Source organism: Saccharomonospora amisosensis, assembly GCF_011761185.1.
Lineage (GTDB): Bacteria > Actinomycetota > Actinomycetes > Mycobacteriales > Pseudonocardiaceae > Saccharomonospora_A > Saccharomonospora_A amisosensis.
This window is the reverse complement of sequence record NZ_JAAOYM010000002.1, coordinates 58,138-78,494: the sequence shown is the minus strand read 5'-3', so window position 1 is coordinate 78,494 and position 20,357 is coordinate 58,138. Positions and strand designations below refer to the sequence as shown.

Sequence of the window (20,357 nt, the reverse complement as noted above, 5' to 3'; positions counted from 1 at the left end):
GCGGCGCCCCGGCTACGTGATCACGCCCGCGTGGGAAGCAGACTGACGGAATGGGACGGCACCAGGCAATGAGCGCACCCCGACTGCTCTCAAACCGCTACGAGCTGGGCGAGACGCTCGGCTACGGTGGCATGTCCGAGGTCCACCATGGTCATGACGTGCGACTTGGCCGGGAGGTTGCGGTCAAAATCCTGCGTGCCGACCTCGCGCGGGACCCGCAGTTCCAGGAACGGTTCCGCCGGGAGGCGCAGAACGCGGCCGCACTGAACCATCCGGCGATCGTCGCGGTGTACGACACCGGCGAGGCCGACACTGAGTACGGCCCGCTGCCCTACATCGTCATGGAGTACGTCGAGGGCAGGACGCTGCGGGACATCGTCAAGACCGAGGGGCCGATGTCGCAGAAGCGAGCCATGGAGGTCATGGCCGACGTCTGCGCCGCCCTGGACTTCTCACACCGGCACGGCATCGTGCACCGCGACGTGAAGCCCGCCAACGTCATGATCACCCGCAACGGCGCGGTCAAGGTCATGGACTTCGGCATCGCCCGCGCCGTTCACGACGGTCAGGCCGCCATGACGCAGACGGCCGCCGTCATCGGGACCGCCCAGTACCTCTCCCCCGAGCAGGCACGCGGTGAGCAGGTGGACGCCCGCAGCGACGTCTATGCCGCAGGCTGCGTGCTCTACGAGCTCATCACGGGCGAGCCGCCGTTCACGGGCGATTCCCCTGTCGCCGTCGCCTACCAGCACGTCAGGGAGGACCCGAGACCGCCGTCCGCGGTCAACCCCGCGGTCTCCCCCGAGCTCGACGCCGTGGTGTTGAAGGCGCTGTCGAAGGGCACGGCCAACCGGTACCAGTCGGCCGCCGAGATGCGCTCCGACCTGGTGCGGACGCTGTCTGGCCAGCGGCCGGCCGCCCCGATGGTCATGTCCGACGACGAGCGCACCCAGGTGCTCGGCGCGGGCGGGCAGCAGGGCGACCCGTTCGACGACTACGACCCCAACGGCTACGACGACGAGGAAGCCGACCGCCGCAGGCGCAGGAAGCGTGGCCTGCTGATCGCGCTGCTCACCCTGCTCGGCGTCGGTCTTGTGGTGTTCGTGATGTGGCTGGCAGGCGCGTTCAGCAGCGAGGCGTCCCTGGCCACCGTGCCCGATGTCCGGGACAAGACCGTCGAGCAGGCCAAACGCGAGCTGCGTGCGGCGGGGTTCAGCAGCTTCGCCGAGGAGAAGGTGGTCTGCCGCGACGACGTCAGTGGAGAGCCTGCCTGCTCGCCCGACCAGATCGGCAAGGTCATCAGCACCGACCCGCAGGCCACCGAGCAGGTTCCGCTCGAATCCCAGATCACGCTGCGCGTCGGCACACCACCCGCGAAGGTGGCCGTGCCCGACCTGACCGGACTGAGCAGGGACGAGGCCGAGCAGAAGCTCAAGCAGGCGAATCTGGTGCTCGACCAGGACATCGCCGAGGTCGAGGTGGAAGACCCCAACCAGTACGGCAAGGTGGTGGAGCAGGACCCCAAACCGGACGCCAAGGTGGAACAGGGCCGCACCGTCAAGATCACCGTCGGGGTCGAGCCGGAGCTGGTCGAGGTCCCCGACTTCACCGGCGAGAGCTTCGACGCGGCCAAGGCAGGGCTGGAGGCCGCGGGTTTCCAGGTCAGCCGCTCGGACGTCGACTCGGACCAGCCAGCGGGCACCGTGGTGAACCAGCGGCCCAACGGCGGCAGCGTGGCGAAGGGCTCCACGATCACCCTCGAGGTGTCCAACGGCGCCGAGCAGCAGATCCAGATGCCTGACCTGCGGGGCATGACCCAGGACCAGGCGCTGGCGACGCTGCGTGACGCCGGCTGGAGCGGCTCGGTGAAGACCAAGACGGAGAAGGTCAGCGACTCCGACCTCGTCGGCAGGGTCACCAACACCGACCCCTCGCCAGGTAACACGATCACCAAGAACCAGCCGGTGACGCTCTACATCGGCGAGGACGAGGACGGGTCGACGGAGACGTCGCAGTCGAGGCCGACCTTCGACCTGCCAGGACCGGGCGGCTGAGCTTCGGGGCGCTGCCTGATCCGCCCGAGCGGGTGGATCAGGCAGCGGCGGTGGCCGCCCGCTGCAACGCGCGGGTCGCCTGCTCCAGCTCGGTCACCACGCCTTCCGACACCGGGTGGCCCGCGTAGCCCAACCAGTTGGCGAGCATCCGGTGGCCACCCTCGGTGAGTACCGACTCGGGGTGGAACTGCACGCCCTCGACCGGAAGTTCCCTGTGCCGCATTCCCATCACAATGCCGGAGTCCGTGCGGCCGGTGACCTCGAACTCGTCCGGGATGGTTTCGGGCAGGACCGTCAGCGAGTGGTACCTGGTGGCCGTGAACGGGTCCGGCAGTCCGGCGAGCACACCCGCGCCGCTGTGCCGCACCAGGCTGGTCTTGCCGTGCAGTAGTTCGTGCGCCCTGTCGACCGTCGCGCCCCATGCGACGCCGATGGCCTGGTGGCCAAGGCACACACCGAGGAGCGGGACGCCGTCGGACGCGCAACGGTGTACGACGTCGATGCTGCTGCCCGCCCGCTCCGGTGTGCCGGGTCCGGGGGAGATCAACACGCCATCGAAATCACGAATCTGGTCAAGCTCCACCACGTCGTTGCGCCGCACCGTGCAGTCCGCGCCGAGCTGGGCGAGGTACTGCACCAGGTTGTAGACGAAGCTGTCGTAGTTGTCGACGACGAGTACGCGCATGTCGACAGCCTAGCGGTGGGCAGGCACGCGACTCGCGGCCTGTTGTGGTCACTCGCCGTTGACCGCCACCTGGTTGAACGGAAGCATCGGTTCCACCCAGGGGAAAACCACCAGCATCAACAGCGCCACTACGCCCAGCACCAGCAGCGCGGCGATGGCCGCCCGCACGCCGACGGGGCCGGGCAGGTGCCGCCAGATCCAGCCGTACATCAGGCCTCTCCGATCTCTCGCAGCAGGTCCTCATAACTCGCGCCCGGCTGCTTCTTGAACTGGTTCGTCAGCACCGAATGGATGATCATGCGCTCGCGGTCGGAGAACTGCGGGTGGCAGGTGGTCAGCGTGAGCAGGGACGCCTGAGAAGCCTTGGGCAGCACATCGGCAGGCCGGTACGGAACGGGAGCGACCGCGTCACCGCGCTCGGGAAGCACGATTCGCCGCCCGACCGTGCTGCTGTATGCCTCGCCGCGCAGCGGCTCGACGTCGGCGCACCTGGGGTCGCGTCCCCTGCTCTGGCTCCAACCGTCGATCTCGTCGGTCATCGGCAACACGCGGTAGACGAAAAAGCTGTCCACCGTCTCGATGACGATCGCGTCACACGAGTTCAGCAGGTCCAAGTCGTTGAACGGCGCGCCCTTGCCCACCCGGTGGCCCGCGACGCCGAAGTTGCCCGGCTCGCCGGGCAGAGCCGATCCCTTGTAGTGACCTGGGCCCACCTCCAGTGCCGCGGCGTCGGTGCCCTCCTGGATGGTGAACCCCCAGTCGGCTCCGAACGACGGAATGTAGATGCGGGCGAACGCCTCACCGTCAACGGGCCCAGCGTGCAGTTCCCGCTCCTGCTGCCAGCGGTCGTCGAGCGCAGCGCTCGCCTCTCGCTGCAACTGGGCGGACATCCAGTTGGTGACGTATAGCTCGTAGCCAACGAACAGCAGAACGACGATCCCCAACGTGATGAGGATCTCGCCGATGGTTCGCACTATCACCCGGCCCTTGCCGTCGCCGTTGCCAGACGGCGGCGCGGGCGGGCGGGTCGGCCTCCGAGGTGGTGGAGTCGATCTGGCGACCGGTCGCATCCGCTGTGTCGCCTGCTCGGAAAACCCTGCCGGACGGCGGTGGCCAGCCGCGGGTGCGTCCACCGATTGACGGCCGCCGAAGTCTGGGCGGGCGATCTCCTGAGTCCTTGGTTCCTCGTACCTCGACAAAGAGAGCTCCTCCTCGGGCACGAGCGGGATGCCCGCGATAACGATCTGCTGATGCGGCGCTCGCTCCCCGGTTCTAGCACCTGCTTGATTACGTTAACGTGTTCAGAAAGCGGCGGTTTCGCACTGCCCCAGGATTTTGCCCGACAGTACGCGAGGACTCCCATGCCCAAGTCCAAGGTCCGCAAGAAGACGGCATACACGCCGCCTGCCGATCGCCGCACACCGGTCAAGGTGCGCGCGGCGGGGCCGTCCCACCCGATCTACAAGATCGTGATGTTCGGGCTGATGCTCCTAGGACTGGCCTGGCTGGTGGTGAACTACCTGGCCGGGGACAAGATCGGTTTCATGCTGGAGCTCGGCAACTGGAACTTCGCGATCGGCTTCGCGCTCATGGTCACCGGCCTACTCATGACAATGCGCTGGCGTTGAGAGGACCGCGATCGTCGCAACGGCGGCTTGACACCGAATGACAACGGTGTGATTAATCCCCACTGTGGATGAGGCCTGTGGATAACTCGGCCCGTAGCTGGGCTCCGCGCGCCGGTCTGGTCGGCGCGGGCTGGGTGCTGGCCGTCGCGGCAGCGGCCGGTGCCGTGTTGACGGGGCGTTTCGGCGACCGGCCGGGCACGCTGCTGCTCGCCGTGGCGGCGCTGGCCCTGCTCGCCGCGGCCCTGCACGGCACCCTTCTTCGTCCCAGGCTGACCGCCGGTAGCACCGGCCTGCGCGTGCGCACGCTCGGCGGTACCCGCGCCTTCGGCTGGTCCGAAGTACGGCTGACGCTGTCGACGGCCAGGCGCTTCGGTCGCGAGGTGACCGTGCTCGAGGTCGAGCCGCTCGATCCGGAATCGTCCGACCTCGTGGTGCTCGGCTGGACCGAACTGGGTGCCGACCCGCGTGACGTGCACGAGGAGTTGCTCGCGCTGCGCCCCGCCTGAAGCCGCGGGGCTTACGGCAGCAACTGGGCCGACAACTGCGCGTCGCGATACAGCACGAGCCCGGCGATGGCGGCGGTGAGCAGCAGTATGGCGACGGTCTGGTAGGTCGCGCGGTTCTTGGCGGGGGCATACACCATCGCCACCATCGCGAGCGCACCCACGACGAGCCCACCGAGGTGACCGAGCAGCGAGATCCCCGGGATGGAGATCGTGAGCACCACGTTCAGCACGATGATGCCGATCGCGGCCGTCGGGTTGAGCCGAAGGCGCAGCACGGCGACCAGGATCGCGCCCATCAGGCCGTAGATGGCCCCGGATGCGCCCGCGGTTCCGGTGTTCACGGCGCCGAACGCGAACACCGCCGCCGACCCGCCGAGCATCGAAACGAAGTAGACCGCCAGGAATCTGACCTTGCCGAGCAGCAGTTCGAGGTCTCGGCCGAGTATCCACAGCGCGAGCATGTTCATGCCGATGTGCAGCAGGCCGAAGTGCAGGAAACCCGAGGTGACCAGCCGCCACCACTCGTCGGCGGCCGCGATGCCCACCGGCCACAACACACCGTCGTTGAACAGCCGGGAGACGTCGTTGCGCATGAAGTCCTGCGCCTGCACGGCGGTGAGGACGTAGACCAGCAGGTTGAGTGCGATGAGCACCGGAGTGACCACCGCCCGCTGCGACACGCGGGCGCCTGCCACGGTTCTCGCGCCGTACCCCGCGCGGCGGTACTGCATGGCCCTCGCACGGTGTTCCTGGCTGGCGGCATGAACGCAGTCGACGCACTGGTAGCCGACCGACGCCTCCCGCAGGCAGTCGGGGCAGGCAGGCCGGTCACACCTGACACAACGAAGGCCGGTCTGCCTGTTCGGATGCCACCAGCAACCGGGCAGAGCCTCTTGCTGCGGCTGCTGCTCGTACGGTGGGGGGTGCGGAGGTTGGGTCATGATCCTCGCGGTCCGCGGTCATGGCTGGACGACGCGGCGGGAACCACCGCGTCCGCTTTCCAACCTACCCGTTGTTCGCGTCCGGTCAGCCGCGCTCGATGCTCACGTGCTCGATGACGACGTCCTCGAGCGGCTTGTCGGCCGGACCGGTAGCGGTCCGCGCGATCTCGTCCACCACGTCGCGCGACTCCTGGTCGGCGACCTCACCGAAGATGGTGTGCTTGAAGTTGAGGTGAGGCGTCGGTGCGACGGTGACGAAGAACTGCGACCCGTTCGTGCCGGGGCCCGCGTTCGCCATCGCCAGCAGGTAAGGGCGGTTGAACTGCAGTTCCGGGTGGAACTCGTCGCCGAACTTGTAACCGGGTCCGCCGCGTCCGGTGCCGGTCGGGTCGCCTCCCTGGATCATGAACCCGTCGATCACCCGGTGGAAGATCGAGCCGTCGTAGAACGGGCCCGACTTCTCGCCCTTGGCGTTGGGCTGGGTGTACTCCTTCGTCCCCTCACTCAACCCCGTGAAGTTCGCGACGGTCTTTGGCGCGTGATCAGGGAAAAGGTTCAGCCGGATGTCGCCACGATTGGTGTGCAGGGTCGCCTTCGCCCCGGTGCCACTGAGGGATTCGTTGTTTTCAGTCACGCGAATCATCGTGCCATCCACGGCGAGATGGCCAGGAAAGGGGCAGGATGGGTCACAAACACGACACAGCTGGATCAACGATCGACGAGGTGGAGGCGATGGCTCGAACCAAGGAGACGGCCGGTGACTCGTTCAGGACCAGCTCGCGTGCGCTGAAGAGCCGGGCCCGTGAGGTCGGCAAGGTGGGGGCCGAGGTGGCCACACAGGCAGCACAGCTCGCCGAGCACAGGCTTGCAGAGGGGACGGAGGCAGCGCGCAAGGAGTGGGCCAAGAACTCCCGCCGAGCCCGCAAGGAGCTGGCACGCCGCGCGGAGCGTACCCGCAAGGACGTAGCCAAGAGCACGCAACACGCTCGAAAGGTCGCGGCCGAGCGGCGTGAGGAACTGCGGGAGCCCACCCGTAAGGCGAGAAGGGCCGCGATCCAGGCGGCGAGGTCGGCGGGCCAGTCCAAACGCAGGGCCAAGCGTGACTTCAAGAACGCCAAGAAGGAGTTCAAGGCGGCCATGGCCGAGGCGAAGGTCGCGGCCAGGGGTGAGAGCAAGAAGCGCAGGCGGTGGCCGTGGCTGCTGGGCCTGGGTGCACTGGTGGCCGCAGTTGGCTACCTGACCCGGCCGCAGCGGGAGGAGCCCGTGGCGCCCGCACCGCCCCGCAGCACCGACCTGCCCACTTCCTCACGACCGGCTTCCGCCTCCGAACCCGCACCCTCCACGACAGGCTCCGCGAGCTCCGAGCGCAGGACTTCCTCGGCCAAGTCGTCGACACGCGGTGACGGGCAGCAGAGCAAGAGCTAGCCCGAACACACCGAGGCCGCCGAGCATCGCGGCGCTGGACGTCGGCGATGCTCGGCGGCCTCGGGCTGGCTAGGCGGCCGTCAGGCGGCGGCGTGCTTGTCGATCAGCTTGCCGAGGCGCGGCAGTGCCTCCTCGACGTTCTCCTTGCCCTTCGGGCGGAGCTTGCCGTAGACCTTTTTGATGCTGTCGCGGCTGCTCTGCTCCGCGCGGGCGTCGGTGACGGAGAGCAGTGCGTCGGCGGCCTCGCTGGACCTGTTCGGCAGGTAGGAGCCGAAGTCGCTGCCCCCGCTGGCCTTGAAGTCGGCGTAGATGGGCTCGAGCGCGTTGGCGAAGTCGTCGAGCAGGCTGTCGACGGCGGAGCCGATGATGCCCGGCTTGATCTTCTTCACGGCCGAGAAGCCGGTCTTGATGACGGTGCCGGAGACGCCGCTCTTGTCGGCGACCTCTTCGTCGATCAGCTTTTCGAGGTCCGCCACGACGGTCGGGCGCCGGCTGGATTCGAGCAGGATTTCCTTCAGGGTGTCAGCCACGGATTCCTATCCTTCGTCATGTCGAGATCAACGATCGGGTGTCGCACGGTTCGCTAGCAGCTCCGGCGTGCCCGTATGGGTGATGCCGGTTACTTGCTGCCTACACGTGCGGGAAAGAGTAGTACAAGATCAACTTGGCCTGCACGCAGTGGTATCTTGCCGTCACGCTTAGGTCCCGAGCGCGGAAATGGCCTCCGTGGCGACCGATCGAGCCTTCACACTCTGTTGCTGATTCGTCGACACGATCACGGCCGTGTCACCCTTGGAGACCGCGTAAACGGCCCCCTTGTCGGTTGACTCGTAGCCGCCCTTCCAGCCAGGGGGCTGCCCGGTGGGGTTCGACGTGTCTACCGGTGCCGCCTTGTCGACCAGCGCGGTCGCGATGCCGGCCTCACCGACGTAGACACGTACGGTGAGCTGAAGACCGCCATCCGGCCGGTAGAAGAAGCACGCCGGGTACGGCTTCTCGTCCGAGACCATGACCCGCGCTACTCGCTGACCGTTGGCCCGCGACACGTAGTCGGTCTCCAGGTATGGGCATGGCCCTTCCGCCGCTGGCTCCGGATCGGGCGGCAGCTCAACCGCCGACGATGCCTGGGGACTCAGCTCCGTGGTGTTCGAGGACTCGGCGGTGGGCTGCTCACCCGAGCAGGCCGCCAGTAGTGCGGCCGCCGCCGCGAGCACGACCAGTCTGCGCATAAGTAGCACAGTGAACCAGATGACCTCCGGGGCCCGGCCGGAGCGTCGCGGTGGCGGCGGCCTTCACGGCCACCGCCACCGCCTTGGGTTCAGTGGTGGTACGCGTGCGCGACGGCGTGCCCGCGCCCGCGACCGATCAGCCACTTGTTCACCGGCATCGTGATGAGGAAGGCCACGAGGAACGCGAACGCGAGCGCTCCCCAAAACAGCGCCATGTCGAGTCCGGCTTCCATGGCACCCGGCACCGCGACCATCACGCCGTTGTCCACGATCTCCATGACGGCGATGGAGACGGTGTCCGCCGCCAACGCCACCTTCAACGCCTGCCTGAAGCCGACGCCCGCCCTCAGCACCCCGCGCATGCTGAAGGCATAGCCGAAGAAGAACGCCAGCGCCACGGCCAGCACGATGGTCGCGACGGCGTTCCAACCGAGCGCGGTGCCGATCACCATGCCGAGAATCTCGCCGACGGCACACCCGGTCAGGCAGTGCAATGTGGCCGACGCCGCCACGCCCCAGGTTGCCGGGTGGCCCGCGTGATCCGCATGGCTCGCGTGGCGAGCATGCCCCATGTGGTCCGCGTGGTCTGACCCGTGCTCCTCGTTCGGCGCCGTGGCGTGCTGATGGACGTTCGACATCGCTGCAACCCCTTCCCCTCGTTCGCTCATATATTACTATACGGGGTAGGGGTATAAAGCAAGGCCTTTTTCCAGGGACTTCAACCTCAACGCATCACAATGGCTGAAGTGCCCGTTGCCTGGGTAGGCCGTTGGTATGCCACAGCTACTCCAGACAACCGAGGAGCGCGGGCCATGGCAGTCGTGATCGTCCTGTTCCTCCTGGCGTCGATCGTCCTCGGCGTGTTGGCACTGATCCCGCGAAGTCCGGTTCGCAAGTGGTATGCGGCCAGGCAACGCCCTGGCCGCGCCGCCGGGCTGTCGATCCTCACCTGGGTGGCTGTGTTGCTGGTACTGGTGGGCCTGGGCACGGCCACCTCACAACAGGACTCGACCAACGACGCGGCGGAGACCGCGACGCCCACGGCACCGGCTCAACCAACCACGCCCACCAAAACCACGCCCACCAAAACCACGCCGTCGACCGCCTCCCCCACCACCTCGGTGGCTCCCACCCCTGCGGGCGTACCCGACGATGTCCAGCAGGCGCGGGTACGGCGGGTGGTCGACGGCGACACACTCGAGATCGCCGCCGTCAGTGCGGGCCCCGTGCTGAGGAGCGTTGCCCAGGTGGACGTGCGACTGTTGGAGATCGACACGCCGGAAACCAAACACCCGACCGAGCCGCGGCAGTGCTACGGCGAGGAGGCGACCGCGCGGCTGGCGCAACTCGCACCGCGGGGCAGCACGGTGTGGGTGCAGCGCGACAAGGAACCGCGCGACAAGTACGGCCGCTACCTGCTCTACCTCTACAACGACGAGGGCGTGTTCGTGAACCTCAAGCTGGTCAGCGAGGGCTACGCACGGCCGACCCTCTACGAACCCAACGACCGACACTGGCAACGGATCAGCGCCGCGGGCGACAAGGCACGGGCCGCGCGCGCCGGGCTGTGGGGAGCGTGCGCGCATTCCGATACTCGGGAGCAGGAGCCACAACCCGCTCCGCAACCCGCTCCGCAACCCGCTCCGCAACCCGAGCCCGAGCCCGAGCCCGACCACGGCGCTGTCAGCTACCCCTACCCGCCGGATCTGGACTGCTCGCAGATCCCGGAGCAGGACTTCCGCGTCCAGGAGGGTGACCCGCACGGCTTCGACGGCGACGGCGACGGGGTCGGCTGCGAGAGTTGACCGTTTCGCAGGTGGCCGGGCACGCGTACGTCAGGAGAACTTCTCGGCGACCGCGCGAATCCACTCCCGCGACCAACTCAGCTCACCTGTGCGCAACGCCTCCATGACGTCTCGCACCCACGCGAGTTCCGCCTCGCGCACCGCAATCTGGTACTCCTCGTCCAGCAGGAACAGCCGGGGTAGATCCGGGGCGGCCGCCATCGCCCTGCGGTCTTCGGCGAGCGATTCGTCGAGTTCGACGGCCCGCTGCCGCAGTCGGGAGACGGCCTCCTCCGGCGTGAGCACCATGAGCGAGGAAAGCGCGGCGGGGAACTCCGGGTACTCCCGCGCGGGGCTCGCGAGCATCTCCGCGGTCCAGGTACGCAACGCCTCCCAGCCCGCGTCGGTGATCTGGTAGACGGTTCGCTCCGGGCGGCGTTCGTCCCTCGCTGTCTCTCGTACAGCGATGAGTTCGAGCCGTAGCAGCCGGTCGATGGTCTGGTAGACGCTGTTGCGCTGCGCCACGTTGGCGATCCGGTCCTTGCCGCGCGCCTTGATCAGCTCGTGCATCCGGTACGGATGCATCGGCTCCTCCGCCAGCAGGGAGAGCAACACGAGTGCCAGCGGTGATCGTCGAACGGTGCGCCTCGCCACGGGGCCAACTCTAGTACCGCTTGGCAAAGTAGTCATTTTATGTATAGTCATAATATGACTTCAGCATTGGTAATCGGCGCCGGGATCGCGGGACCGGTCACGGCCATCGCTCTGCGCAAGGCCGGGATCGACGCGACGGTGTACGAGGCGTACGACCGAACGGCCGAGGGAGTCGGGGCCTTCCTCACCCTCGCGGTGAACGGCCTTGCCGCGCTGCGCGAACTCGATCTGCACACCGCCGTACGTGACAAGGGGTTCGACACGCCCGGCATGTCCATCGGCATGGGCGGCAAACCGCTGGCAGAATTCAGGCTGGGCGATCCGCTGCCGGACGGCACGGTCAGCCAGACGGTCACCCGTGCGGTGCTCTACTCCACACTGCGCGACGAAGCCGTCCGCCGAGGCATACCGGTCGTACACGGCAAGCGGCTCGTGTCAGCGGAAGCCGAGCGCGACGGTGTGGTCGCCAGGTTCGCCGACGGCTCGTCGGCCACCAGCGACCTGTTGGTAGGTGCGGACGGCCTGCGCTCGGCCACCCGCACGATCATCGACCCGAACGCGCCCGCCCCTCGATACGTCCCGTTACTCAATGCGGGCGGCTACGCGCGTGGCCTCGTGCTCGACACCGAACCGGGCCACCTGCGCATGGTGTTCGGACGGCGGTGCTTCTACGCCTACGTCCTTCACCCGGGCGGCGACGTGTGGTGGTTCGCGAACCCGAGGCAGCCACGCGAGCTGTCCCGAACCGAACTGGCGCGGATCCCTTGGCGGGAGCAGTTGCTCGAACTCTTCGCCGACGAGGACGGTCCGGCGCGCGACCTCGTTACCGAATCCCCCGAGATCTTCGCGGGCTGGAGCACCTACGACTTTCCGAAGGTGCCGACCTGGCATCGCGACCGGATGATCATTGTCGGAGATGCGGCGCACGCCACCTCACCGGCGTCCGGGCAGGGCGCGTCGCTCGCCGTCGAGGACGCGGTCACCCTCGCCAAGTGCCTGCGCGACAGCGTGGACATTCCCACCGCGTTCCAGCACTACGAGCGGTTGCGCCGCACGCGGGTGGAACGTGTGGTCCGGCAGGGCAAGCGCAACGGCAGCGGCAAATCGCTCGGGCCGGTGACGCGGCAGGTGATCCCGTTGTTCTTCAGGCTTTTCAAACCCAGTGAGGCCAGCATGCGATGGCTTTACGACTACCGGGTCGACTGGCAGGAGCAGCCAGGCGCCGACCACACCCGTTGACGCGTGAGACGGTTTGACAAATCAAATTGTCAAGAGTTCTCTCGCGTCCGGCAGCGCCGCCTGGTCGTTCCGCTCGGACGTCGAGCCGCACGAAGGCGGTCGCGTAGAAATCCACAGAGGACCGTTCGGGCCGGATGCCTCCGCCACGGTGACCGCGTGGGAACCGCCGAACCGGTTCTCCTACGAGGAACGGGCGCAACCACCGGGGCCGGTGATCGCGACCGAGTTCCTCGTCCAGGCTCGCGAGCACGGTAGCTGCGTCGTACGCGTGGTCAGCAGCTTCTACGCCGACGGGGAGGGCTGGGACGACATGCGGCGCGGTGACCGACTGAGCCTTCCAGGCATTGTGGACACTCGCGATGTGCCGACCGCATTGACACCGGTCACATCGCGGCCACCTGAACGATCGCTCGGGAACGGGTTGCGCAAGACTCAAGCTCCCAACGATCGAGAGGAACACTGTGCCGCCCATCAAGCCGCCTATCAAGCAGTTCATCGCGTTCGGCGGAGCCGCCCTGTGCCTGGTCACCATCAGCGCGTGCGGTTCTTCCGACGACAACGACAGCGCTGCCACGACCCCTACCCCCTCAACACCGCCCACCACGGTCGTGCCGGACAACATCACTGAACCCGGCACCGAGTTGGAGGTCGGCCAGCCCGCGGTGGTGCCGTGGCAGGACGGCTACATCTCCATCACCGTGACGGCTGTCGAGTCCGGCGACACCGACGCGTTTCGCAAGGCGTACGGCGCCGATGCCGAAGGTATGCAGCCGTACTACGTGCGCCTCACACTGGAAAACCTCGGTGGCACTGATCTGTCCGTAAAGAACCCGCCGCAGGTCAGGGCCGCGCTACCGGACGGCTCGGGCACCGGCACGTTCCTCACCGGCTCGATCGAGGCCTGCGAGACAACGCTCACGCCGGGCTCGTTCACCAAGGTCGGTGCCAAGTTCGAGACGTGTGAACTAGACGCAGCCGCCTCCGGCGACCAGATCGCGGGAGCCAGGTACGACCAGGGTGACTACGACGAGAAGCCGATCCTGTGGAAGAGCTGATCGCGTAATGGCGCGTTCGCTGGGCGAATTGGGACCTGCGCTGTCCTGATTCGCCCAAAGCGTCGGGCAGGTGCGGCTGGTACGTCCAGCTACCATCAGCTGGTCCCCGCAACGCCTCGCGCAGGCCGATGCTTGTTTCGCACACGCGGCATGCTCGATAGGTGCCATAATCGCGCCGACCAAGCACGCCGGATGACGACGACTACTTCGAGCAGAGCGCCGTTCTCCGCAACTGAACACATTTCGCGAGGGACCGCCGATGTCACCCGGAATGCAGACCAACATCGAAGCCATCTCCGGATACGCCAGGAAGCTTCCGCACTACGAACAGGAAGCTGACAAGTTCCGCGACCTCGTCGACGCCGCCGACGTGACCGACGAGGCATGGGGGATCATGGGCGCCTTCGCCAAACAGGGCTAGGTGCACGTGAAGGGCCCGGCCGACGCGATGGCGCTCGACCTGGTCGACAAGCTCCGGACCGCCAGGGGGCCGTGGCTGGCGTGCTCGCCGTCCTGCCTCGCGATCGTGGACACCGGATCGACGATCGCCAATCCGGCCAACGCTATGACACCCCAGGTCGTCTGGGAAGCCAGGGAACCGCGAACTCCCAAAATCAGCTTGCGCACGCGCACACTCAACTGGCCCGACGGCTCGAGTTTCACCTTCCGCCTACACGTCCGACCGGAGGAGCAGCACCTGCGAAAGTCCCTCGACCATCCGGACCCGATTCGGTGGAACGGCAGACCCGAGCCTCGCGGCGACGCATAGCAAAGCCGGGATGCCCGTGGGGCGGGCGCCACGGCACAGCTTTCATTACACCGGGAACGTCAGCGGGTTTGGGAAACTGATTCAGCCGCCAACCCGGCCGGATCGGCGGAGCCGCGATGTCGTCCCTACCGCAAGCGCCGTGGCCGTGCCCAATCAACTGGGTGTGGCAGCCGGAAGTCGTCCAGTGGGACGCTCCGCGACGATTTCCATCCTCTTGGAGCCGTCGATCAGCAGGGCACAGGGAACCAGGTCGCCGCTCGTATCGGGCGAGGCGCGCACCCAGTCCTTGATCTCCTCGCCCCAGCCCGAACTCGCGCCCGCCACGCAAATATGGTCCGGGCTGATCAGCCCCACGATCAGCTTGTCCTCGCCGACATGCTGCGCGGCTTGCTCGTGAAAGTCGTCCAGCACGATCACTGACCCGGCACAGAGGTTGTTGTCGTCGCGCTCCAGGGTGATCAGGATCCCTTTCTCCGCGTCCGCATTTCCAGTGAAGGACAGCCCGCGTTTGAGGTTGTCGCATGCTTCGGCGGCCAGCTCCAGGAACTCGTCCTCGCTCATCTCCTCCAACGTGTTTCGCAGCAGGTGGGACATCCCGACCCGGCCTGTGGGTGTGACCGTTGTCTTGGCGAACCCGAGGTACAGCCTTCCGTCCACAATCGGCAAGGAAGCGTAAACTTTCAACGGGCCGTCATAGGTGTGGAGAATGGGCAGCCATTCACCATTCTCTTCGGTTTCCGCGCTGCGCTCCAACAGCGCCTTCGCCATCACCTTGCCCGCGACCTCGAAGGCCTCACTCCAGTCATCGCCATCGGGACGATCGAACTGATGGGTGTACTCGGCGCTGGGGAACATCCCGGCCAGGAAGACCCGATCCGCCCGCGAGGCCTGCCAGGTGCTGTGAACCTTGGTTATCTCGGCTGCCTGGATCTGCCGCTCCTGCTGTACCTGACTCCATGCCTGCCGGACGGCGTCTGCGGCCTTGGCCGGCGCCATTCCCTGGAGCAAGTCGTCATCCCCGCCGTTCACCTGGAAAGTGATGACGTTTGTGTCCACAGCCAGTTCCATGGTGCGGTGACTCTATGCGGCCCTGCTGGCATTCCCCAGGTGCTCCGAATTCAGTACCTGCCCCTATACCAGACATCGGTACGGAAGAGCTACGGCTCCCACCAGTCGCGCAGGCCGCCCGCGCCGAGGGGCGCGGCCCCAAGCTCTGGGTCCGACTGCCGCGCCGCCTTGTCAACGCCGAGCCGTATTCCTACTCAGCCGTCACGGCACGGCAGATCCAGTGCCAGGTGGGAGTTCCTCGTGCTCGCCTCTTTGCTGTGGGCCGCCTGGCACACGGCATCCAGAGCACCGACTGTCGAGCAAGTACCGCACGATGTGGCCCATCCTGGTCGTCCATGGCGCCATCAACATCGTTGCAGTCCTGACACCGCTGCTGTAACAGCCGTGGCCAGGGCATCACCGAACTGGTCGACGGCAGGATGACTCGGCTGACCTCTGATCAATGATCCGCTCGACCGTCACCATCCACAAGGGATGGACAGCCCGCAGGACTCACCCCCGCGGCACCACCCGAGTCGCGGCGTCACCGAACACGAACGACGACGACTCCGACTCGGCGATGAAGTCGTGCGGAAAACCGAGCCGGAACTCCACCGCGCTCTGCAGCCGCGCGATCGCCTCCGCGGGCAGCGTCAGCGCCAGCGCGCCGAGGTTGTCGGTGAGCTGATCGACGGTGCTCACGCCGACGAGTGGCAGCACCGCCCGCGACTTGGCGCGGGTCCAGGCGAGCGCCACCTGGGCGGGGGTGGCACCCAGTTCGTCGGCGACCTCACGCACAGTCCGCGCCGCCGCACGCTCCCGCTCGGTGAGCGCGCCGGGGTCGAATCGGCTGGAGGCGCCCGTCTCGGCGGCACCGGAGAGCTTGCCCGCCGCCAGCGGCGCCCAGGCCGCCACGCTCAGCCCGAACGCCTCCGCCATGGGTAGCAGTTCCCGTTCGATGTCGCGATCGAGCAGGTTGTAGCGCAGTTGCAGCCCGGCGAACGGTGCCCAGCCGCGCCACTGTGCGAGCGTGTTCGCGTGCGCCACCACCCACGCAGGGGCGTCCGACATGCCGACGTAGAGCACCTTCCCCGCGCGCACGAGGTCGTCCAGGGCGCGCATGGTCTCCTCGACCGGCGTGTGCCGGTCCCAGACGTGCACCCAGAGGATGTCGACGTAGTCGGTGCGGAGCCGACGCAGACTCCGTTCCAATGACAGCACCAGGTTCTTGCGGTGGTTTCCTGCACCGTTCGGATCTGCCGCGTCCCGCGACAGCGTGTACTTGGTGGCGAGGACGAATCGGTCGCGCCGCTGGAGCAAGGAGCCGAGCACGGCCTCTCCCTCACCGTAGGCCGAGGCGGTGTCGAGCACGTTGCCACCCGCGTCGGCGTAGGCGTCGACGACGCGCCGGACCTCGCCAGGGTCGCGGAAGCCGAGCCCCATGGTGCCCAGCAGCAGTTCGGAAACGCGCAGGCCGGTACGACCGAAGAGGTGGTATCGCATATCCATGCGCACCAGCCTCGCGCCGCGCGGTCCGCGTAGGGAGACCGGGAAGGGGACCCCTTCGGGCGCCCGCGCGCCTAGAGTTCGGGCATGACCGAAAACGCACTCGGCCGGTTCCTGCGTGCGCGGCGAGAGGCGGTCACGCCCGCCGACGTCGGGCTGCCTGCCGGGCCGCGCAGGCGGACCCCGGGGCTGCGCCGTGGTGAACTGGCCGTGCTCGCGGGCATCAGCGTCGAATACCTGACTCGCCTGGAACGCGGCAGCGACCGCCGCCCTTCGGCTCAAGTGCTCGGCGCACTCGCCGACGTACTCGGCCTCGCCCCAGAGGAACGGGGCCACCTGCACCGACTGGTGAAAGCGGGCGCCGGCGGCGCGTGCGCGTTCGCGGTCCCGCCTGCCCGCACGGTGCGGCCGACCGTGCGGGTCCTGCTCGACCGGCTCGAGCCGACGCCCGCCTTCGTCGCCGACGCGCAGGGCGACGTGCTTGCCTGCACCAAGGGATTCCGGCGGCTCGCGGCTCCAGCCGGGCTGTTCGACGCCGATCCGCCGAACTTCGCACGGTTCGTGTTCACCGACCCTCGCGCGCGGACAACGTTTCCGGAGTGGGAGCGGGTGGCCGACCGGCACGCCGCCGCGTTGCGTGCCGCGGCCGACCTCGGTCACCACGGCGCGGCCGTGCTCGCCGAGGAGCTGTCCATCACGGTGGGCCGCGAGTTCGGTCGCCGGTTCACCGCCGCGGCCGCACTGCCCGCCGGGACCGGCGACGAGCGGTGGGCGCACCCGGAGGCGGGTGGGCTGCACCTGGCCTACGAGTGCCTCGTGCTGTCCGGCGGCGACGAGCACCGGCTCACCGCCTACCTCCCCGCCGACACCGCGACCACCGTCGCCCTCGATGCGCTGGTCGCCGTGCGAGCAGCCGGCTGAGGGAATCAAGTCAACCCAGCTCCCGTCAGGCATCGGCGGGCGCTGCCGCCTGTGACGCAGGTGGATGCACGAGGTCACCTGTGCCCGGTGACCGCCGCGGTGTGCACCGCCGCGCTCGCGTCGGTCGGGCAGGGCTCCTCGCACAGCGCAGAATCCTTCGTCATCGGTCCTGCTTGACGCGCGTGGCGTCAACGAGCGTCGTGCTGACCGAGGTGGATGGTGAACGTAGTCCCCTCGCCGACGGTACTGCGGACCTCGATGCTGCCCCCGTGCGCCTGCACGAGGTGATGAGTGATCGCCAGCCCCAGTCCGCTGCCCCCGCCGCCGCGGTTGCGGGACTTGTCCGCACGCCAGAACCGGTCGAAGACGTGCGGCAACGACTCCGCCTCGATCCCGGTGCCGGTGTCGGTCACGTCGATCAGCACCTCGTCGCCGGAGGGCCGGGCCCACAGCGTCACGCGGCCCCCGGAGGGCGTGTGCCGCACCGCGTTCGACACCAGGTTGCCGAGCGCCTGCCGTAGCCGGGTCGGGTCGGCGGACAGGTCGGGCTCGGAGTCGACACGCACGCTGAGCTCGACGCCTTCCGCCTCCGCATTTCGCCGGTGCGCCGCCGCGACCTGGTCCAAAATAGACGCGACGTCGACCGGTTCCGGGTGCACGCGCAGCTTCCCTGCGTCGGCAAGTGCAAGATCCTGCAGGTCGTCGATGAGGCGCTGCAGCAGCACGGTCTCCTCGAGCAGCGACGCGACCAGCGGCGGGTCGAGCTCGGCGACGCCGTCCTGCGCGGCCTCCAGCCACCCTCGCACGTTCACCAGCGGCGTCCGCAGCTCGTGTGCGACGTCGCTGACCATCGTCTTGCGCTGCCGCTCGGTGTTCTCGATCTGCGCCGACATCCTGTTGAACACCGCCGCCAGCTCGCCGATCTCGCCGCGCGTGCCGGTGTTCACACGCGCCGACCGGTTGCCGTCGCCCATCTTCCGCGCGGCGTCGGTGATCGCATGGATGGGACGGACCAGCCTGCCCGCGGCGAGCGCCGTCACGCCAACCGTCAGCACCAGCACCGCGAGCGCCGCCCAGACGATCCGTGACACGCCCACGGTAGACAGGTCGGCGCCGGGGGCATCGCCGCCGGGTCTGGTGATGAACAGCTGCGCCGCGGGCGAGACGTAGGACCCGAGCTGCTCCCGTCGCGCCGAATCCACACAGCGCTTGGTGTCGGGGGCGGCATTCAGCTCGTCCGGCGAAGTCAGGTCGACTGCCGCGACGGGCAACGGCCCACCACCCTGCCTGCTGAGGCAGGCATTCACCAGCTTCAGCAGCGCGGCGCTCGCCTGCCGCTCGGTAGGCGTCGTCCGCGGCGGCCCCGCGCAGATGCTGTCCAGTCCCATTGACGGTCCCGCGTCGACGGGCGACCGGGTGGCTTCCGCCGGCTCGGCCACCGGCCCCGGCTGCGTCGGCCGCGACGAGGGGTTCGACGCCCTGGTCACACGCTCGACGACCGACCGCCCGTTGGGTCTTTCGACGATCCTGCCGTCCTCGCCGTACCGGCGCAGGCAGCCCAGCTGCCGCTGCGCGGCCTGCCTCAGCCGCGCTCGCTCCTGCGCGGTGAGGCGGTACGGGCCCACCGCGCGTGCGTCGATCCCGGAGGCCGACGCGTCGGGCTTGAGTACGGCGTCGACGGCGAGCGGGTCGACCACGGCGGACGGCGTTCGCGGCAATGCGGCGTCCTGTGAACCGCCCGAGTCGGCGATCGGCACCCGCGTCGTGGTGGTCAACGTGATCCGGCGGCCGGTCTGGCCCGCCAGCTCGTCCACCAGCCGTTGCACGCCGGACCATCGGGTGTGCGTGGCGGCGTGCCCGAGCAGCCGGTCGTAGATCTTGGCATCGCTGGCTAGTGTCTCGCCGAGCTCCCGGTTGATCGCGCCGCTTGTGCTCTGCGCGGCCAGCCACGCGGTGGCTCCGATGGAGCACCCGGCCACGACCACCGACATCACGAGCAGGCGGGTGAGCAGCCCGTGCCTGCCGCGCTGGGCTTGCCGACCCGGTCTGTTATGCGGTCGCCGCATCGGCTGTGCCGCCTCTGCCGTCGGTAACGTCGTGCAGCTTGTAGCCGACGCCGTACACGGTGAGCAGCCGGGCGGGCCTGCGCGGGTCGACTTCGAGCTTGCGGCGCAGGTTCATCACGTGCACGTCGATGGTGCGCTCGGTGATGAAACGGTCCATCCCGAACGCCCGACTGAGCAGCTGGCCGCGGGTGAACACGCGGCCGGGCTCGGCGGCCAGGGTCGCGAGCAGCCGGAACTCCGCGGGTGTGCAGTCCAGGAGTGCGCCGTCGAGGGTGACCTCGTGCCGTTGTTCGTTCACCACCAGGCCCCCGACCTCGAGTGACGGCCGCTCGCGCTGCTGTCCGCGGCCCGACCGACGCAGGATGGCGCGGACCCTGGCCGCGAGCTGCCGCGGGCTGTAGGGCTTGGTGACGTAGTCGTCGGCGCCGAGGTCGAGGCCGAGCAGCACGTCGTCCTCGGTGGTGCGCGCGGTGAGCAGGACGATCGGCACGTCCGACTCGGCGCGCAGCACGCGGCAGACGTCGAGACCGTCGACCTTCGGCATCATCACGTCCAGCACGACGAGGTCGGGCTGCCGCCGCCGTGCCTCGTCGATCGCCGCGCGTCCGTCGTGGACGACGACAACGAGATGGTTGTCGTGTTCCAGATAGCGCTTGATCAGCTCGGCCTGCTTCGGGTCGTCCTCGGCGACCAGCACCTGTGCGCACACGCGGCACATTGTTGCCTGCCGCCACCTCGGAAAGGTGGTGGTTCGACAGCCGGACCGAAGAATCGAACAACTTCTTCACAGCAGCCAGACTGGATCTTGAAAACCGGCCGCCAGGCTGAGCGTCGTCCGCAACGAAGTG

General features: G+C 68.1%; 23 protein-coding genes. 10 read left to right on the top strand and 13 right to left on the bottom strand.

Features of this window, described 5'->3' with window-relative positions:
• Positions 1-68 precede the first annotated feature (68 nt).
• Entirely contained in the window at positions 69-2,054 is a 1,986-nt protein-coding gene (pknB, locus tag FHU38_RS23750; protein ID WP_167177186.1) for a Stk1 family PASTA domain-containing Ser/Thr kinase, read from the top strand.
• Between the two features lie 37 nt (positions 2,055-2,091).
• On the opposite strand, the gene FHU38_RS23745 is transcribed toward pknB, so the two are convergent.
• Genes FHU38_RS23745 through FHU38_RS23735 form a run of 3 tightly spaced genes read right to left on the bottom strand, consistent with a single transcriptional unit; the run spans position 2,092 to position 3,809 of the window.
• Positions 2,092-2,739: an aminodeoxychorismate/anthranilate synthase component II gene (locus FHU38_RS23745; protein WP_167176591.1), complete on the bottom strand. Its 648-nt coding sequence runs from the start codon at positions 2,737-2,739 to the stop codon at positions 2,092-2,094.
• 48 nt (positions 2,740-2,787) lie between these two features.
• Positions 2,788-2,949 carry a hypothetical protein gene (locus FHU38_RS23740; protein WP_167176589.1) on the bottom strand — a complete coding sequence of 54 codons (162 nt, stop codon included), beginning with the start codon at positions 2,947-2,949 and terminating at the stop codon, positions 2,788-2,790.
• Entirely contained in the window at positions 2,949-3,809 is an 861-nt protein-coding gene (locus tag FHU38_RS23735) for a class E sortase (RefSeq protein WP_390623341.1), read from the bottom strand. Before FHU38_RS23735 ends, FHU38_RS23740 begins: the two co-directional genes overlap by 1 nt.
• A 291-nt stretch (positions 3,810-4,100) precedes the next feature.
• Here FHU38_RS23735 and crgA point away from each other — a divergent pair, with 291 nt between their 5' ends.
• Positions 4,101-4,367, top strand: coding sequence for a cell division protein CrgA (gene crgA / locus FHU38_RS23730; RefSeq protein ID WP_167176587.1), 267 nt, complete (start codon positions 4,101-4,103; stop codon positions 4,365-4,367).
• A 68-nt stretch (positions 4,368-4,435) separates the two neighbouring features.
• The gene (locus FHU38_RS23725; RefSeq protein WP_208416919.1) at positions 4,436-4,873 is read left to right on the top strand and encodes a PH domain-containing protein; all 438 of its coding nucleotides are present in this window, start codon (positions 4,436-4,438) and stop codon (positions 4,871-4,873) included.
• An 11-nt stretch (positions 4,874-4,884) separates the two neighbouring features.
• On the opposite strand, the gene FHU38_RS23720 is transcribed toward FHU38_RS23725, so the two are convergent.
• Positions 4,885-5,814, bottom strand: a complete 930-nt coding sequence (locus tag FHU38_RS23720) for a rhomboid family intramembrane serine protease (RefSeq protein ID WP_167176583.1) — start codon at positions 5,812-5,814, stop codon at positions 4,885-4,887.
• Positions 5,815-5,899: 85 nt separating this feature from the next.
• Positions 5,900-6,457, bottom strand: a complete 558-nt coding sequence (locus FHU38_RS23715) for a peptidylprolyl isomerase (RefSeq protein WP_167176581.1) — start codon at positions 6,455-6,457, stop codon at positions 5,900-5,902.
• 89 nt (positions 6,458-6,546) lie between these two features.
• On the opposite strand from FHU38_RS23715, the gene FHU38_RS23710 reads away from it, so the two are divergent.
• On the top strand, positions 6,547-7,239 hold the full coding sequence (locus FHU38_RS23710) for a hypothetical protein (protein WP_243852753.1): 693 nt from the start codon (positions 6,547-6,549) through the stop codon (positions 7,237-7,239).
• An 80-nt stretch (positions 7,240-7,319) separates the two neighbouring features.
• Here the strand turns inward: FHU38_RS23710 and FHU38_RS23705 are convergent, their stop codons facing one another.
• From FHU38_RS23705 to FHU38_RS23695, 3 genes are all read right to left on the bottom strand, one after another.
• Positions 7,320-7,769, bottom strand: coding sequence for a DUF6918 family protein (locus tag FHU38_RS23705; RefSeq protein ID WP_167176577.1), 450 nt, complete (start codon positions 7,767-7,769; stop codon positions 7,320-7,322).
• A gap of 168 nt (positions 7,770-7,937) precedes the next feature.
• The gene (locus tag FHU38_RS23700; protein ID WP_167176575.1) at positions 7,938-8,468 is read right to left on the bottom strand and encodes a DUF2020 domain-containing protein; all 531 of its coding nucleotides are present in this window, start codon (positions 8,466-8,468) and stop codon (positions 7,938-7,940) included.
• 89 nt (positions 8,469-8,557) lie between these two features.
• Positions 8,558-9,106 carry a DUF4396 domain-containing protein gene (locus tag FHU38_RS23695; protein WP_167176573.1) on the bottom strand — a complete coding sequence of 183 codons (549 nt, stop codon included), beginning with the start codon at positions 9,104-9,106 and terminating at the stop codon, positions 8,558-8,560.
• Positions 9,107-9,280: 174 nt separating this feature from the next.
• Here FHU38_RS23695 and FHU38_RS23690 point away from each other — a divergent pair, with 174 nt between their 5' ends.
• A complete protein-coding gene (locus FHU38_RS23690) occupies positions 9,281-10,273 on the top strand; it encodes a thermonuclease family protein (protein ID WP_167176571.1) in 993 nt (330 codons plus the stop codon).
• Between the two features lie 30 nt (positions 10,274-10,303).
• On the opposite strand, the gene FHU38_RS23685 is transcribed toward FHU38_RS23690, so the two are convergent.
• Positions 10,304-10,906: a PadR family transcriptional regulator gene (locus FHU38_RS23685; protein ID WP_167176569.1), complete on the bottom strand. Its 603-nt coding sequence runs from the start codon at positions 10,904-10,906 to the stop codon at positions 10,304-10,306.
• Between the two features lie 54 nt (positions 10,907-10,960).
• Here FHU38_RS23685 and FHU38_RS23680 point away from each other — a divergent pair, with 54 nt between their 5' ends.
• From FHU38_RS23680 to FHU38_RS23665, 4 genes are all read left to right on the top strand, one after another.
• Entirely contained in the window at positions 10,961-12,145 is a 1,185-nt protein-coding gene (locus FHU38_RS23680; protein ID WP_167176568.1) for an FAD-dependent oxidoreductase, read from the top strand.
• A gap of 461 nt (positions 12,146-12,606) precedes the next feature.
• Complete coding sequence (locus FHU38_RS23675; protein WP_167176567.1) at positions 12,607-13,200, top strand: hypothetical protein; 594 nt, start codon at positions 12,607-12,609, stop codon at positions 13,198-13,200.
• Between the two features lie 259 nt (positions 13,201-13,459).
• Positions 13,460-13,621 (top strand): hypothetical protein, encoded by a 162-nt coding sequence (locus FHU38_RS23670; protein WP_167176459.1) that lies wholly within the window; start codon positions 13,460-13,462, stop codon positions 13,619-13,621.
• Positions 13,622-13,969, top strand: coding sequence for a hypothetical protein (locus FHU38_RS23665; protein ID WP_167176566.1), 348 nt, complete (start codon positions 13,622-13,624; stop codon positions 13,967-13,969).
• Between the two features lie 153 nt (positions 13,970-14,122).
• Here the strand turns inward: FHU38_RS23665 and FHU38_RS23660 are convergent, their stop codons facing one another.
• Complete coding sequence (locus FHU38_RS23660; protein WP_167176565.1) at positions 14,123-15,037, bottom strand: hypothetical protein; 915 nt, start codon at positions 15,035-15,037, stop codon at positions 14,123-14,125.
• A 492-nt stretch (positions 15,038-15,529) separates the two neighbouring features.
• Positions 15,530-16,525: an aldo/keto reductase gene (locus FHU38_RS23655; RefSeq protein WP_208416917.1), complete on the bottom strand. Its 996-nt coding sequence runs from the start codon at positions 16,523-16,525 to the stop codon at positions 15,530-15,532.
• Positions 16,526-16,609: 84 nt separating this feature from the next.
• Between FHU38_RS23655 and FHU38_RS23650 the strand changes: the two genes are divergently transcribed.
• Positions 16,610-17,443 carry a helix-turn-helix transcriptional regulator gene (locus FHU38_RS23650; RefSeq protein ID WP_167176564.1) on the top strand — a complete coding sequence of 278 codons (834 nt, stop codon included), beginning with the start codon at positions 16,610-16,612 and terminating at the stop codon, positions 17,441-17,443.
• A gap of 188 nt (positions 17,444-17,631) precedes the next feature.
• Here FHU38_RS23650 and FHU38_RS23645 read toward each other — a convergent pair whose 3' ends face one another.
• Both FHU38_RS23645 and FHU38_RS23640 read right to left on the bottom strand, forming a co-directional pair.
• Positions 17,632-19,509, bottom strand: coding sequence for a sensor histidine kinase (locus tag FHU38_RS23645; RefSeq protein WP_208416916.1), 1,878 nt, complete (start codon positions 19,507-19,509; stop codon positions 17,632-17,634).
• Positions 19,493-20,218, bottom strand: coding sequence for a response regulator transcription factor (locus FHU38_RS23640; protein ID WP_313886890.1), 726 nt, complete (start codon positions 20,216-20,218; stop codon positions 19,493-19,495). The genes FHU38_RS23645 and FHU38_RS23640 overlap by 17 nt, the downstream gene beginning before the upstream one ends.
• Positions 20,219-20,357: the final 139 nt, after the last annotated feature.